2 protein-coding genes are annotated in these 17,333 nt (G+C 72.1%); both read right to left on the bottom strand.

Features of this window, described 5'->3' with window-relative positions; all coding sequences use genetic code 11:
• Window positions 1-35: 35 nt before the first annotated feature.
• Window positions 36-5,186, bottom strand: a complete 5,151-nt coding sequence (locus tag ACZ7DY_RS02280) for a type I polyketide synthase (RefSeq protein WP_471128899.1) — start codon at window positions 5,184-5,186, stop codon at window positions 36-38.
• 17 nt (window positions 5,187-5,203) lie between these two features.
• Window positions 5,204-17,329 (bottom strand): SDR family NAD(P)-dependent oxidoreductase, encoded by a 12,126-nt coding sequence (locus ACZ7DY_RS02275; RefSeq protein WP_471128896.1) that lies wholly within the window; start codon window positions 17,327-17,329, stop codon window positions 5,204-5,206.
• Between the last annotated feature and the right edge of the window lie 4 nt (window positions 17,330-17,333).

Below are 17,333 nucleotides of genomic sequence, written 5' to 3'. Positions count from 1 at the left end.
GACCCCGACCTCTCCGCCGTGGCCGGAGACACACGTCACGGTGTGCCCCACTCGCGGTCGATCAGCGCGAACATGTCGTCGGCGCTGGCGGCCGCCAGATCCGCCGTCCCGTCCGGCGCGTCCTCCTCCGCGGGCACCGGCGCGCCGCTCGCCTCCGGCTGCTTCCACAGCAGCGTCTGGAGGCGCCGGATCAGACCCTTGCGGCGCGGGTCGTCCGCCGCCAGTCCGGCGAGGGCGGCCTCCAGGTCGTCCAGATGGCCGGCGACCGGCAGTTCGCCCGCGCCACCGTCGGGCAGAACCCTCTCCAAGAGGTGTTCCGCGAGGGCGCGCGGCGTCGGATAGTCGTAGACCATCGTGGCGGGCAGGCGGAGCCCGGTCGCGGCACGCAGCCGGTTGCGCAGCTCGACGACGACGAGGGAGTCGAAACCCAGGTCCTTGAACGCCTTCTCCGGTTCCACCTCCTGCCCCGGCTCGTACCGCAGGACGGCGGCCACCTGTTCGCGCACGACGTCCAGCAGCGCACCGACGCGCTCGCGCGGCGGCAGGGGAGCCAGGTCGCGCCGGAGTGCCTCGGCCTTCTCCGCTCCCCCGGCGGTGTCGGATGCGGCGTCGAGGACCCGCCGGGCCTCAGGGACCCCGTCGAGCAGACGGCTGGGGCGGGCCAGCGTGAACAGCGACGCGAACCGGTCCCACTCGATGTCGGCGACCAGCGTGTGCCCCTTGCCGCCGTCGAGCACGGTCCGCAGCGCGCCGAGCGCCAACTGCGGTTCCAGCGGCGGCAGTCCCTGCCGCCGCGAGAGCCCGGCGGCGCCCCGTGCCACGTCTCCGTCGTCCGGCAGGTCCCAGATGCCCCACCCGATGGATACGGTGCGGACGCCCTCGGCGTCGCTTCCCTGGGCCAGGGCGTCGAGATAGGCGTTGGCGGCGGCGTAGGCGCCGTGTTCCCTGCTGCCGAGGGAGGCGGCCACGGAGGAGAAGTACAGAACGGTCCGCGCGCTGTCCCCCTCCGCCTGCCCCTGCCCCTGCCCGTCGCCGACCGCTTCCGGGCCGGTGGGCGCCAGTCGGCCCAGTTCCATGGCGGCGGAGGTCACCGCACCGAGCTCGGCGGGCGTGACCTCCGCCAGCGGTGCGAGCCGGCCGGGCAGCGACGTGTGGATGACGGTCCGTATCGGCAGGTCCGGCAGCTCGCGCAGTGCCCGCGCGACGGCCTCCGCGCCCTCGGCGCCGGGGTCACCCACGAGTACCGTCAACTGGGCGCCGTGCTCGGCGACTTCCCGCGTCAGGCGGTTGATGCGGTCGCTGACGGAGTCGGGGGCGGGGCCGAGATCGGGGTCGAGACCGGAATCCGGGTCGGTGTCCAGGAGTACGACATGGTCGGCGCCGGACGCGGCAAGCCACTGTACGACCTGATCGGCCAGGTGGCCGACGCCGCCCGTGACCAGGACGGCACCCTGCGGCCGCCACTCCCCCGTGGCCCCGTCGTCACCGGCCGCTTCCGGCACCAGACGGCGGCCGAGGACCCCGCCCCGGCGCAGCGCCACCTGGTCCTCGCCGCTGTCGCCGCACAGCACCGCGTACAGCGCGCCCGGGTCGAGCTCCGAAGGATCGGCGGGCAGATCCACCAACCCGCCCCACAGCTCCGGGTGTTCCAGTGCGGCGACCCGCCCGAGCCCCCAGACCGGCGCCTGCGCCGGAGCGACGACCGGGTCGGCGTCGCCGCACGCCACGGCGCCGCGCGTGGCACACCACAGAGGCGCCTCCAGACCCGCGTCCAGGAGGCCCTGCACCAACGTCAGCGTGTCGGTCAGGCCGCGGGTGGCCGAGGTGTCGTCCGATGAGGTGTCGAGCGCGAGCAGGGAGAGCACTCCGGCGAGCGGCACGTCCTCGGGGAGCGGCGCGCCCTCCGTAGTCGTGGCGTGCCGCGATCGGAGGAGGTCCGCCAGGTCGGCCCGGCTGGAGTCCGGGCCGACCTGGACGACTGTCACCGAGGCCCCGGCTTCCTCCAGCGCCCGGACACACGCCTCCTGCCAGACGGACGCCCCGTCGTCGGGAGCCACGACCAGCCACGCCTTTCCACCCGGGGCGTCCTCGGGCGCCACCGATGGGGTCAAGGCGTGTTGGGGGAGCGCGACACGCTGCCAGTCGACGCGGTAACGCCAGGAGTCGACGATCGACCGGTCACGCCGCTCGCGCCGCCACCCGGACAGCGCGGGGAACACCGTCTCCAGAGCGGCCCGGTGCTCGTCCTCCTTGAGGTGCAGGGTGTCGCAGAGCGCCTGGATGTCCGCACCGTCGACCGCGGCCCAGAACCCGGCCTCCTCACTGTCCACCCGCGAGACGGCCGAGGTCGTCGCGTGATCGGCCAGCCAGAAGCGCCGCCCCTGGAAGGCGTAGGTGGGCAGGTCGACGGCACGGGGCGCGGGGTCGGCCGGGAAGTACGGCGACCAGTCCACCCGGACCCCCGCCGTGTGCAGACGGGCCATGGCTTGCGCGAAGGCGACGTCGTCCGGCTTCGCGGAGTCGAGAGAGGCGGCGAAGACGGGCTCTGGCCCACCGCCGTCCGACAGATCGCCCGTGCTGTCGAGGGTGTGCTGGGCAGCGGTCACCAGAACCGGGGCGGGACCCAGCTCCACGAACACGCCCGCACGCTCCGCCACGTGGGCTATCGCGGGCTGGAACAGCACCGCCTGCCGCACGTGCCGCGCCCAGTACTCCGGCCGCGTGATCTCCTCACCGGCACGCTCACCCGAGACATTGCTCAACAACGGAATCGACGGCTGACGGAATTCAACTTCCCGCAGTGCTTCGGTGAACTCATCGAGCATCGGCTCCATCAGCGCGGAATGGAAAGCGTGACTCACCGAGAGGGCCTTGGTCTTCCTGCCCTGCTCCCGCCACCGACCCGCAACCGCCTCCACCTCATCCGCCGGACCCGAAATCACCGTCGAATCAGGAGTATTGACCGCCGCAATACTTACTCCCGTGCCGTCCACATCCGCCGCCAGCTCGGCCGGCGTGGCCTGCACCGCGCACATCGCCCCGCCCTCAGGCAACGCACCCATCAACCGAGCCCGCGCTCCGACCACCCGGCACGCATCCTCCAGCCCGAATACACCCGCCACATAAGCAGCGGCAATCTCCCCGATCGAGTGGCCCACGACCACATCGGGGCGCACCCCGACCGACTCCCAAAGCCGGGCCAGAGCCACCTGCAACGCAAACAACCCGGCCTGCGCCCACATCGTGTGATCCAACAACTCACGCGGACCACCGAAAACAACATCCTTCAGCGAAGCCCCAAGCTCCGCATCCAGCAGGCCACACACCTCGTCAAAGGCCTCGGCGAACACCGGGAACCGCTCATACAGACCAGCCCCCATCCCCACCAGCTGACTCCCCTGACCGCTGAACAACCACACCACGTCACTCGCCGTGCCGGCCCGCGCCGGAGACGGTCCGACGAGGGAAGGGTGCAGGTCTCCCGCCGCCAGTGCCTCCAGGCCCGCCACCAGGTCGGCGCGCCGGTCGCCGACGACCACTGCACGGTGTTCGTGCAGCGCGCGTGTGTTCAGCAGGGACCAGCCGATGTCGGTGGTCGTGGCCGAGGCGGCCAACGGCCCGCCGCTACCGGTGCGTTCGGCCAGGGCGGCGGCCTGCGCGCGCAGCGCCTCCTGGCTGCGGGCGGAGACCAGCCACGGCACCACCCGGCTGTCGGAGGAGTCCGATGCCTCCGTGAGTTCCGGGGGCGTCGGCGGGTGGGATGGCTCGTCGGCTCCGGCATGGCCTGGTGCTTGTTCCACGATCAGGTGCGCGTTCGTACCGCTGATGCCGAAGGAGGAGACACCTGCCCGGCGCGGGCGGTCGGAGCTCGGCCACGGGACCGGTTCCGTGAGCAGGCGCACTCCCCCGCCCTCCCAGTCCACGTGGGGCGTGGGCCGGTCGATGTGCAGGGAGGCCGGCAGCTCGCCGTGGCGCATCGCCATCACCATCTTGATGACGCCCGCGACACCCGCGGCGGCCTGCGTGTGACCGATGTTGGACTTCACGGAGCCGAGCCAGAGCGGCCGGTCGGCGGGCCTCTCCGTTCCGTAGGTGGCGAGGAGCGCGTTGCCCTCGATCGGGTCGCCGAGCGTGGTGCCGGTGCCGTGCGCCTCCACGGCGTCGACGGTGTCGGGGGTGACGCGGGCGTTGGTGAGGGCCTGGCGGATCACCCGTTCCTGGGAGACGTCGTTGGGGGCGGTCAGGCCGTTGCTCGCGCCGTCCTGGTTGACCGCTGATCCGCGTACGACACCGAGTATCCGGTGGCCGTTGCGGCGCGCGTCGGAGAGGCGTTCCAGGAGGATCAGGCCGACTCCCTCGGAGAAACCGGTGCCGTCGGCGGCCTCGGCGAACGGCTTGCAGCGGCCGTCCGGCGCCAGGCCGCGCTGGCGGGAGAACTCCACGAAGGCGGTGGGCGTGGAGAGTACGGTCACTCCGCCGGCGAGTGCCAGGGTGCAGTCGCCCTGCCGCAGCGCCTGGCAGGCCAGGTGGATCGCCACCAGTGAGGCCGAGCACGCGGTGTCCAGGGTCACCGCGGGGCCCGCGAGACCGAAGGTGTAGGCGATGCGGCCGGAGATGACGCTCGACAGGGTGCCCGTGGTGGCGTACCCCTCGACCTCGCGCGGCACCTGCTCGCCCGACATGTGGTCCTGGCTCGACACGCCCGCGTACACGCCGGTCAGCGTGTCCTTGAGCGTGGCGGGGTCGATGCCCGCCCGCTCGAACAGTTCCCAGGCGACCTCCAGGAGCACCCGCTGCTGGGGGTCGGCGGCGAGTGCCTCCCGCGGATTGACGCCGAAGAAGTCGGCGTCGAAGCGGGCCGCGTCCCGCAGGAACCCGGCCTCCCTCACGTAGGTCGTCCCCGGGTGGTCGGGGTCGGGGTGGTAGAGGCCGTCGAGGTCCCAGCCGCGGTCGGCGGGGAACTCCTCGATGGCGTCGCCGCCCGAGGCGACCAGGTCCCACAGCTGCTCCGGCGAGGCCACGCCGCCGGGGTACCGGCAGGCCATCGCGACGATGGCCACCGGTTCCCGCTGCCGTTCCTCCATGTCGCGCAGGCGCTGACGGGTCTGCCCGAGATCCGCCGTCACTCGCTTCAGGTAGTGGCGGAGCTTGTCCTCCGTACCCGGTGTGTCCTGCGTGCCCGGCATGTCTTCTCCACTCCTGATCAAGAAGGCAGTTCTCGGTCGATCAGTTCGAAGAGCTCGTCGTCCGACGCGGACTCGAGGTCTCCGTTCGGGACGGCCTCGCCGTCGGCCCCACCCTCGCCGTGCGTGCCGGCCGCTCCGTTCATGGCCGAGCCGCCGTTCGCGGCGCCCGTTGGGCCGCTGCCGAGGGCGGCGTCGTCCAGCCGCCACAGCAGGTTCTGCAGGCGGGCCGTCAGCCGGTTGCGGGTGTCCTCGTCGTGCGCCTGTCCCGTGATCGCCGTCTCCAGCTTGTCCAGCTCGCCGAAGAGCGGCGCCGACGGATCCGCGCCGGCCGGGCAGAGCCGCGTCCGCAGCTCGGCGGCGATGGCCGACGGGGTGGGGTGCCGGAAGATGAACGTGGACGGCAGGCGCAGGCCGGTGGCGGCCGACAGCCTGTTGCGCAGTTCGACGGCGGTGAGGGAGTCGAAGCCGAGGTCCTGGAAGGGGGCGTCGGCGCGCACGGCGTCGGTACCGGTGTGTCCGAGGACCGCCGCCGCGTGTGTCCGCACCAGGTCGAGGAGTGTGCGGTGTTGATCGTCGGCGGTCAGCACGGACAGCTTGCCGGCCCAGTCGATGTCCTGCCGGACGGTGGCGGCGGTCGGCCGCGCGGCACCCCGGCCGCCACCGAAGCCCCGCAGCAGGGCGGGCAGGGCGGCGGCCTCCTGGCCCGCCAGGATGCGGGTGTTGAGGTCGGCGGCCACGAGGTGGGCGTGACCGTAGCGGTGGGCGGCGTCCAGGAGGGCCAGGCCGTGTTCGTTGGTCATGGCCTTGACGCCGATACGGCTCATGCGAGCCAGGTCGGTGCCGCTGAGCCCGCCCGTCATCCCGCCGACGGCCCCGTTGGTCGCGTCGGCCGTCTGGTCGGTCGCTGCCGCCGTGTCCTGCCACAGCCCCCAGCCCACGGACAGCCCCGCCAGACCCGTGGCACGACGGTGACGCATCAAACCGTCGCAATAGGCGTTGGCTGCCGCGTAGTTGGCCTGACCCGGGCTGCCGAGAGTGGCCGCCGCGGACGAGAAGACCACGAACAGGCCCAGCCGCATCCCACGCGTCGCCTCATGCAGATTTTCCGCGGCAGCGGCCTTCGCCGCCCACACCCGCCCCAGACCCTCACGCGTCTGCGCGGTGACCACGGCATCCTCCAGGACACCCGCCGCATGTACGACACCGGTCAGCGGATGGGAGGGGTCGGTCTTGCCGACCAGCTCCACCACCGACGCCAGATCACCGACATCAGCGGCCACGATCTGCACCTCAGCACCCAACTCGCCGAGCCGGGCCACCAGTTCCTCAGCACCAGGAGCGGCAGGACCGCGGCGGCTGGCCAGCAGAAGATGACGCACACCCCACTCACGCACGAGATGCTCCGCCACCACCTGGCCCAACGCACCCGTACCACCGGTGATCAACACCGTGCCGTCCCGGTCGAGAGCGGGGGGAATTTCCAGCACCAGCTTGCCGGTGTGCTTCGCCTGGCTCATGAACCGGAACGCCTCCCGCGCCTTGTCCAGCGGCCAGGCGCGGACGGGCAGCGGGTCGAGTGCGGCGGACGCGAACTTCTCCCCCAGCTCCCGCATCATGGCCTGGATCCGGTCCGGCCCGGCATCGGTGACGAGGTCGTACACGGTGTACGCCACGCCCGGGTGTTCGGCGGTCACGTCCTCGGGGGTACGGAGATCGGTCTTGCCCATCTCCAGGAACCGGCCGCCCTCACCGAGCAGTCGCAGCGACGCGTCGATGAACTCACCCGTCAGGCTGTTCAGTACGACGTCGACGCCCTGGCCGCCGGTCGCTGCCCGGATCGTGTCCTCGAAGGCGAGATCCCTGGAGGAGGCACGATGAGCGGCGTCGATTCCCATCTCTTCCAGCACCGCGTGCTTGGCCGGGCTCGCCGTCGCGAATACCTCCGCCCCCAGGTGTTGGGCAATCTGAATCGCCGCCATGCCCACACCACCCGTACCGGCGTGGATCAGCACCCTCTCCCCCGCCTTGAGGCCGGCCAGCTCCACCAACCCGTACCAAGCCGTCAGATACGCGACGGGCATGCCGGCCGCCTGACGCATGTCCCAGCCCTGTGGGACCGGCGCGACCATCCGCGTGTCCGCCACGGCCATGGGGCCGAAGGAGCCGTGCAGTACGCCCATGACGCGGTCACCGACCGACAGGTGCGTCACACCCGGGCCGACCTCCGTCACCACGCCGGCGCCTTCGCCGCCGAGGCCGATCTGACCCGGCACCATGCCGAGACTGACCAGGACGTCACGGAAGTTGATGCCCGCGGAGTGGACGTCGAGCCGTACCTGACCGGGGCCGAGCGGTTCCAGGAGCTCCGGGTAGGCGACCGGGGTCACGCTCTCCAGCGTCTCCGCGGCCCCCTTGTCGAGGCGCCAGGCGCGTGCGTCGGGCACCGCGGCCAGCAGTCCGGCCGCCGCACGGACGAGTCGGGGCACCAGTATGTGGCCGTTGCGCAGGGCGAGTTGGGGTTCGTCGAGGTGCTCGGCGGCTTGCCGCAGGAGGGCCTCGGGCAGCCCCTCCTCGGGGCCTCCCGCGACGGTGTCGCTCTCGACGTCAGGCTCGACGTCGAGCAGCACGAAGCGGCCCGGGTTCTCCGATTGGGCGCTGCGCACCAGGCCCCATACGGCTGCCGCGGTCGCGTCCACGTCTCCGTGCAGGCGACCGTCGCTGTCGGTGGTCACCGCTCGGTGGGTCACGAACAGCAGGCGGGACTCCGACAGTTCCGGCAAGGCCAGGAACTCCTGTATGAGCTCCAAGGCCCCTTGGACGACGTCCACTCCACGCCCGGCGAGGCCGTCGACGGGAGCGAGGACCGCCCATGGCGCCTCGTCTTCGGCGGCCCGCGCCACCTCCGACAGACCGACATCCTCCGTCAGCGTGACCCAGCCGTCCCTGGCCACGGCCCCGGCCTCGGTCTCGGCTGCGGCCTTCGACGGCTGGGGCAGCGGGAGAGCTGTCCATTCGAGAGCGAACAGCCCCTTTTCGTGCGCCTGTTCGGCCTGGAGCTGTGTGAGGTCGGCGGGACGCAGCGTCAGCGAACCCACGGTCAGGACCTGGGCGCCGACGCCATCGGTCACCTGGACCCGTACCTCCCGTTCGGCCTCGTCGTGCTCGCCGGGCGACAGACGTACGCGTACGGTGCCGGCGCCGGCCGCCCACAGGGCGACCTGGTTCCAGGTGAACGGCAGCCAGATCCTGCCGTCGTCCTCCTGCGGTTGGCCGGGCCAGTCGAGCAGCAGGGCCGGGTGGAGGACGGCGTCCAGGAGGGCGGGGTGGATGCCGTAACCGTCGTGGGTCCCCGCGACCTCCGGCAGTTCCACTTCCGCCAGCAGGTCCTGGCCGTGCCGCCATGCCGCGCGCAGGCCTCGGAACGCGGGGCCGTACGCGTAGCCCGCGTCGGCCACGCGCTCGTAGAAGTCCTCGATGCCCACGGGTTCGGCATCGACGGGCGGCCAGACACCCGTCAACTCAGTTTCTGCTGCGTCGACTTCGGGAGTGAGGGTTCCGGTGGCGTGGCAGACCCACGTGTCATCGCCGTCTGTGGTGTCCCCGTCGGGGCGGGTATAGATCTGCACCCCGCGACGGCCCTGGTCATCGGCTTCATCGACGACGACCTGCACGCGAAGTCCGGACGCCTCGGGCACCACCACAGGTGCCTGCAGCATCAACTCCTCCACCGCCCCGCAGCCGACCTCATCACCGGCGCGCAACACCCACTCCACCAGGGCCGCACCCGGCACCAGGACAGTCCCGGCCACCACGTGATCGGCAAGCCAGGCCGCACCCGAGCGCGACAACCGTCCCGTCAGCAGGCACCCGCCCCGGTCGGCGAACTCCACCGCCGCGCCCAGCAACGGATGCCCCGCAGCCACCAGCCCCAGCCCGGCCGCATCTCCACCACCCGCACGACCCGACAACCAGAAACGCTCACGCTGGAAGGCATACGTCGGAAGATCCACCACCCGCGGCACCGGACCCGCCGGGAACAACCCCGACCAATCCACGGCAACCCCCGCCACATGCAGACGAGCTACCGCCTCGAAGAACGCCGACTCCTCCGACCGCTCCCCCGCCAGCGAAGACACCAACACCGGCTCGGCCACGGATGAATCAACTGCATCATCCAGGGTGTGCTGCGCTGCGGTGACCAGGACCGGGGCGGGACCCAGCTCCACGAACACGCCCGCACGCTCCGCCACATGGGCTATGGCGGGCTGGAACAACACCGCCTGCCGCACATGCCGCGCCCAATACTCCGGCCGCGCGATCTCCTCACCCGCAACCTCACCCGAGACATTGCTCAACAACGGAATCGACGGCTGACGGAACTCCACCCCACGCAGCGCTTCGGTGAACTCCGCCAGCATCGGCTCCATCAGCGCGGAATGGAAAGCGTGACTCACCGCGAGGGCCTTGGTCTTCCTGCCCTGCTCCCGCCACCGACCCGCAACCGCCTCCACCTCATCCACCGGACCCGAAATCACCGTCGAATCAGGCGTATTGACCGCCGCAATACTCACTGCCGTGCCGTCCACATCCCCCGCCAGCTCCGCCGGCGTGGCCTGCACCGCACACATCGCCCCGCCCTCAGGCAACGCGCCCATCAACCGAGCCCGCGCACCCACCACCCGGCACGCATCCTCCAGCCCGAACACACCCGCCACAAACGCAGCGGCAATCTCCCCGATCGAATGGCCCACGACCACATCGGGGCGCACCCCGACCGACTCCCACAACCGCGCCAGGCCCACCTGCAACGCAAACAGACCGGCCTGCGCCCACATCGTGTGATCCAACAACTCCCGCGGACCACCGAAAACAACATCCTTCAGCGAAGCCCCAAGCTCCGCATCCAGCAGGGCACACACCTCGTCAAAGGCCTCGGCGAACACCGGGAACCGCTCATACAAACCGGCCCCCATCCCCACCAACTGACTCCCCTGACCACTGAACAACCACACCGTGTCGCCGCTGGGAGGGACGGCGCCCGGGCGGGTTTCCGTCAGCGTGGGGTGGGGTTTGCCGTCGGCCAGTGCGTCGAGGCCTGCCAGCAGTTCGGTGCGGTCGCGGCCCGTCACCACCGCGCGGTGGTCGAACAGAGAGCGCGAGTGCAGCAGGGACCAGCCCACGTCTCGTATCGCCGGCGCCGTATCCGTGGCCACCGCCTCGCGCAGGCGGCGTGCCTGAGCACGCAAGGCCTGGGGGCCGCGCGCCGACAGCACCCACGGCACGCTGGAGGAGACCTCCGGCGTCAAGGAGTCCGTCGCCTCCGGGAGCGAGCTCACCGGCTCGTCCGTCAGCTCGGGGTCGTATTCAAGTATCAGGTGTGCGTTCGTTCCCGAGGCGCCGAAGGACGAGACGCCCGCACGACGGACCCGGCCCACTTCCGGCCACGCCACCGTCTCCGACGCCAGACGAACCGCGCCAGACTCCCAATCCACATGCGGCGACGGCGCATCCACATGCAGACTCGCCGGCACCACACCATGACGCATCGCCAACACCATCTTGATCACACCCGCCACACCCGCGGCAGCCTGCGTATGACCGATGTTCGACTTCACCGAACCCAACCACAACGGCCGCTCCACCGGCCGACCCTGCCCATACGTCGCCAACAACGCCTGCGCCTCAATCGGATCACCCAACGTGGTGCCCGTGCCGTGGCCTTCCACCACGTCCACATCGGCCGCGGTGAGATGGCCGCTCGACAGCGCCTGGCGGATCACCCGCTCCTGCGACGGGCCGTTCGGGGCCGTGAGGCCGTTGCTCGCGCCGTCCTGGTTGACGGCGGAGCCGCGCAGGAGGCCCAGGACCTGGTGGCCATTGCGGCGGGCGTCCGAGAGGCGTTCGAGCAGGAGTACGCCGACGCCCTCGCCCCAGCCCGTGCCGTCGGCGGCGGCGGCGAAGGGCTTGCAACGGCCGTCGGGCGCCAGGCCACGCTGGCGCGAGAAACCGGTGAAGACCTCAGGGGTGGCCATCACGGTGACGCCGCCCGCCAGGGCCAGGTCGCACTCGCCCTGGCGCAGTGCCTGCGCCGCCAGATGGATCGAGACCAGCGACGACGAGCACGCCGTGTCGACCGTCACCGCCGGGCCCTCGAGTCCCAGGGTGTACGAGACCCGGCCGGACACCACGCTGCCGGAACCGGCCAGCATGGAGTAGCCCTCCAGCTGGGCGTCCTGCGCCAGGCCCGCGGCGTAGTCGTGGTACATGACGCCCACGTAGGTGCCGGTCAGGCTGCCCTTGAGCGTCGTCGGGTCGATGCCGGCCCGTTCGATCGCCTCCCAGGACGCCTCCAGCAGCAGCCGCTGCTGCGGGTCCATCGCCAGCGCCTCACGCGGATTGATCCCGAAGAACGCCGCGTCGAAATCCCCCGCGTCCGGCAGGAAGGCCCCTACGTCGGCATAGCTGGTGCCGGGGTGGTCCGGGTCGGGGTGGAAGAGGCGTTCCAGGTCCCAGCCGCGATCCGTGGGGAAGGCACCCATGGCGTCCGTGCCCGCGGCGACCAGGTCCCAGAGGCCTTCCGGCGAGGTCACGCCACCCGGGTACTTGCAGGCCATGGCGACGATCGCCACCGGGTCGTCCGTCCCGGTCGACGACGGCGCCACGGGGGCGGCGGGTGCCGCCGCCCTGCTGCCGCCGAGCCGCGTGCACAGGTAGGCGGCGAGGGCGTCGGGGGTGGGGTGGTCGAAGGCCATCGTGGCGGGCAGGCGGAGGCCGCTCGCCGCCGAGAGGCGGTTGCGCAGCTGCACGGCCGTGAGGGAGTCGAAGCCGAGGTCCTTGAAGTTGGCCTCGGTGCGCACGTCCGCCGGGGACCGGTGACCGAGTACCGCCGCCACGCATTCGCGTACCACGTCACCGACGACGGCCCGGCGGCCGGCCTCGTCCAGGCCGGCGAGCCGCGACTCCAGTGCGCCTCGGTCCACGGTTCCGTCGGCCGCCGCCCTGCGCCGGGAGCGGCCCGTCAGGTTGCGCAGCATGGCGGGCACGTCGTCCCCGCCGAGGCCGCGGACGTCGATTCCGGCGGCGACCACCAGCGAGGTGTGCGGGGCGGCGGTCCGCGCCGCGTCGAGCAGTGCGAGGCCCTGCTCGTCCAGGAGCGGTTTCACGCCGCCCGCGCGCAGCCGCGCCAGGTCGGCGTCGTCCAGGTGCCGCGTCATGGCACTGCCGCGCGCCCACAGGCCCCAGGCGATCGAAAGGCCGGGCAGACCGGCGCCGCGGCGGCGGGCCACGAGGGCGTCGACGAAGGCGTTGGCGGCGGCATATCCGGCCTGGCCCGCGTTGCCGAGGACACCGGCGGCGGACGAGAACATCACGAACAGTCCGAGCGACAGTTCCGCCGTGGCCGCGTCCAGGTTGGCGGCGACGGAGGCCTTCGCGGCCCACACCCGGGCCAGCTGCTCGGGGGTCTGGGCGGTGACCACGGCGTCGTCCAGGACACCCGCGGCATGGATCACGCCGGTCAGCGGGTGCGCCGGGTCGACGGAGGCGACCAGTTCCGCGGTGGCGGGGCCGTCCGTCAGGTCGGCGGCCACGATCCGCACCTCGGCGCCCAGTCCGGTCAGCCGGTCGGCGAGCTCCCGGGCGCCCGGGGCGTCGGAACCCTGCCGGCTGACCAGCAGGAGGTGCCGTACCGACCAGGCACGCACCAGGTGTTCGGCGACGAGACCGCCCATCATGCCGGTGCCGCCCGCGATGAGGACGGTGCCTTCGGGGTCGAGGGCGGGGTCGGAGGCGGGCGCGGTCGAGGGGGTGGTGGCCGGGGTCAGGCGGGGGGCCTTCGGTTCTCCCGCGCGGACGGCGAGCTGCGGCTCCCCCGTGGCGAGGGCTCGCGCGAGGGCCGCCGTCCGGTCGGTGTCGTCTCCGGCGTCCAGGTCCAACAGGACGAAGCGGTCCGGGTGTTCGGCCTGGGCGCTGCGTATCAGTCCCCATATGGCGGCGGCCGACGGATCGATGGTCTTCTGGGTCGGCTGGGGCTGGGGGGCCAGGTGGTCCCCGCCGTCGTCGCCCTTCGTCGCGGTCGCCACCGCGTGGCGGGTCACCAGGACGAGCCGGGCCTCGGCGAGGCGCGGTTCGGCGAGCCACTCCCGTACCAGGTGCAAGGTGCGTTCGGCGGCCTCACGGCCGCTCGCGTCGACCGCCCCGCCGGGTGACGTGGGAGAAAGCGTGGCGGCGGTATCGACCAGGACGGTGGTGGGGGCCTGCGTGCCGGCGTCGAGCGCGGCCGACAGGGCCGGCAGATCCGGGTACCGGGTCATGTCCTGCGCGGATACGGCCCCGTCGGGTGTGTCCGGGCCGAGCACCGCCCAGCCGTCGCGGCTCTCCTCCTCGGCCGCCGCGTGCGCGGTGATCCACTCCACGGTGAACAGCCCGTCGGTGCCCCTGCCCGCCCGCGCGGCCGAGCGCAGAAGTTCCGGGTCGGCGGGCCGCAGCGCCAGGGAGTCCGCGCTCAGGACCGGCGCCCCGGCGGCGTCGGCGACCGTCACACGCAGCGCACCGCCGTCCTCCGCTCCCTCTTCCGTGTACGGGGCCAGACGTACCCGTACGGTGGCGGCGCCCGTGGCCCACAGAGACACCCCGTTCCACGCGAACGGCAGACGGAGTTCTCCCGTGCCGCCCGCGTCGTCCGGGTCCTGCTCCAGCAACAGGGCCGGGTGCAGCGCGGCGTCCAGAAGTACGGGATGGATGCCGAAGCCGTCGTGTGAGCCGGCCTGCTCGGGCAGCTCCACCTCGGCCAGCAGGTCCTGTCCGTGCCGCCACACCGCGCGCAGGCCCTGGAACGACGGCCCGTACTCGTAACCCGCCGAGGCCGCGCGCTCGTAAAGATCCCCGATCTCCACAGGCTCGGCACCCGCCGGGGGCCACTGGCCCGCGAGCCCGTCCGGAACCTCGACGGAGTCGGGGCTCAGCGCGCCGATGGCGTGACAGGTCCAGCCCTCGTCCTGCCCGACCGGATCCTCGTCCGAGTCGACACGGGAGAAGACCCGCACCTCGCGCCGGCCGCCCTGCCCGTCGGTCGCGCCGACGACCACCTGGACCTGCAGACCGCCGGAGTCCGGGAGCACGAGGGGTGCCTGAAGCGTCAGCTCCTCGACCGTGGAGCACCCGGCCTCGTCGGCCGCCTGCAACGCCCACTCGACCAGCGCGGCGCCGGGCACGAGCGTCGTACCCGCCACGGCATGGTCGGCGAGCCAGCCGCCATCACCGCCACCGGCCGCCGAGAGCCGCCCGGTCAGCACGAGCGCGCCGTCGGCGAGTCCGAGCGCGGCGGGCAGCAACGTGTGTTCGAGCCTCCGCAGCCCGGCGGACCGCACGTCGCCGACGCCGTCCACCGGCAGCCAGTAGTGGCGGTGCTGGAAGGCGTAGGTGGGGAGGTCGACGGTACGGGGGGTGGGGTCGGCCGGGAACCAGCGCCGCCAGTCGACCTCGGCACCGGCGGTGAAGGCGTGGGCGGCGGCGCGAGTGAGCTGGAGCGTGTCGCCGTGATCGCGGCGCAGGGTCGGCACGACGGTCGCCGGGATCTCGGCCTGTTCGATGGTCTCTTCCATGCCGAGAGCGAGCACCGGGTGCGGGCTGGCTTCGATGAAGAGCCGGTAACCGTCTGCGAGGAGCGCTTCTATGGTGTCGGCGAAACGCACCGGCTGGCGGAGGTTGGTGACCCAGTACTCGGTGTCCAGGGCGGTGGTGTCAGCCAGGCGCTCGGCCGTGACCGTCGAATAGAAGGCGACATCAGTACTCGACGGCCGGATTTCGGCCAGGCGCTCGGTCAGCAGGTCACGGAGTTCGTCGATCTGGGGGCCGTGCGAGGCGTAACCGACATCGATGACCCGGGCCCGCAGACCACGCACCTCCGCATCGGCAACAACCGCCGCGACATGCTCGGGCGGACCCGAAATCACGGTGGAGGACGGCCCGTTGACGGCAGCGACGCAGACGCCCGGCCGGTCGCCGATGAGCTCGGCAGCCTCCTCGGCCCCCGTCCCCAGCGACGCCATGTCGCCGTGCCCCTGAAGCTGCCTGAGCGCGTCACTGCGCACCGCGACGATCCGCGCCGCGTCCTCCAGCGACAGCGCCCCGGCCACACACGCGGCAGCCATCTCGCCCTGCGAGTGGCCGATGACAGCAGCGGGCTTGATCCCGTAGTCCTCCCAGACCGCAGCCAGGGACACCATCACCGCCCACAGCACCGGCTGGACAACCTCGACCCGAGACAGCTCACCGCCATCCCCGCGCAGCACATCCGTCAGCGACCAGTCCACGTACGCCGAAAGCGCCCGCTCACACTCAGCGATCCGTCCCGCGAACACCGGCGACTCATCCAGCAGTTGGGCGCCCATACCTACCCACTGTGACCCCTGCCCAGGGAAAACCAGTACCGGCCCCGGCCCCACATCCCCGGCCACCCCCGACACCACGTCCGCCGACGCCTCGCCCGCTGCGAGAGACCCAAGGCCTGCCGTCAGGGCTTCCCGGTCGCGGCCCACGACGACCGCGCGGTGTTCGAGAACCGCCCGTGTCGTGGCCAGGGACCAACCCACCCCGTCCGTCGGGGCATCCGCATGCCCGGACGTGAACTCGGCCAGCCGCCGCGCCTGTTCACGCAATGCGTCGAACGAGCGCCCGGACACCATCCACGGGACCACGCCCGCTCCCGGCGCGACGACGTCACCCGGAGCGGCCTCGGCCGACGGGGTCTCCTCTCGCGACTCCTCCGGCGCCTCCTCCAGGATCACGTGCGCGTTCGTGCCGGAGATGCCGAAGGAGGAGACGCCGGCGCGGCGCGGGCGTTCGCCGCGGGACCAGGGGACCGGCTCGGTCAGGAGGCGTACGCCGCCACCGTCCCATTGGACGTGCGGGGTCGGCTCGTCGACGTTGAGGGTGGAGGGCAGCAGTTCGTTCTGCAGGGCCATCACCATCTTGATGACGCCCGCGACGCCCGCGGCGGCCTGCGTGTGACCGATGTTGGACTTGACCGAGCCGAGCCACAGCGGGCGGTCGGCCTCGCGGTCCTTGCCGTACGTGGCGATGAGCGCCTCGGCCTCGATGGGGTCACCGAGCCTGGTACCGGTGCCGTGCGCCTCGACGACGTCGATCTCCGACGTGGAGAGGTGGGCGCCGGCGAGGGCCTGGCGGATGACGCGACGCTGGGAGGGGCCATTGGGCGCGGTGAATCCGTTGCTGGCGCCGTCCTGGTTGATGGCCGAACCGCGCAGCACGGCAAGGACTTTGTGGCCCTTGCGGCGGGCGTCGGAGAGACGTTCCAGGACGATGAGTCCCGCGCCCTCGCCCCAGCCCGTGCCGTCCGCCGCGGCGGCGAAGGGCTTGCAGCGGCCGTCGGGTGCCAGTCCGCGCTGGCGCGAGAAACCGGTGAACACCTCGGGGGTGGACATGACGGTGACGCCGCCCGCCAGGGCGAGGTCGCACTCGTCCTGCCGCAAGGCGTTGGCCGCCAGGTGCATGGCCACCAGCGAGGAGGAGCAGGCGGTCTCGACGGTCACCGCGGGGCCTTCGAGGCCGAGGGTGAAGGAGACGCGTCCGGAGAGGACGCTGGGCGCGGTGCCCGCGTACCCCTCGGTGGCCTTGCCGCCGGGGTCGCCCTGCGTCTGGTTGCCGGTGGTCGCCGCGCCGACGTAGACGCCGGTGGGGCTGCCCTTGAGCGAGGCGGGGTCGATGCCGGACCGTTCCAGGGCCTCCCAGGAGGTCTCCAGGAGCAGCCGCAGCTGCGGGCTGCTGGCGAGGGCCTCGCGTGGGCTGAAGCCGAAGAAGTCGGAGTCGAACCGGCCGGGGGCGCTGATGAAGCCGCCTTCGCGTACGTAGCAGGTTCCGGGGTGGTCCGGATCCGGGTGGTAGATGCCCTGGAGGTCCCAGCCCCGGTCCGTGGGGAAGGGCTCGATCGCGTCGTCGCCGGTGGCGACCAGGTCCCACAGCCCCTCGGGCGTCTCGATGCCGCCCGGAAAGCGGCAGGCCATGCCGACGATCGCCACCGGCTCCTGCCTGCGGTCCTCCACCTCGCGCAGGCGCTGCCGGGTGTCATGCAGCTCGGCGGCGACCCGCTTGAGGTAGTCGACCAGTTGCTCTTCACTCGCCATGAGA

The sequence above is a fragment of the Streptomyces sp. NPDC037013 genome (assembly GCF_055607265.1).
The sequence above is the reverse complement of the archived record's forward strand: the minus strand, read 5'-3'. Positions and strand labels throughout refer to the sequence as shown.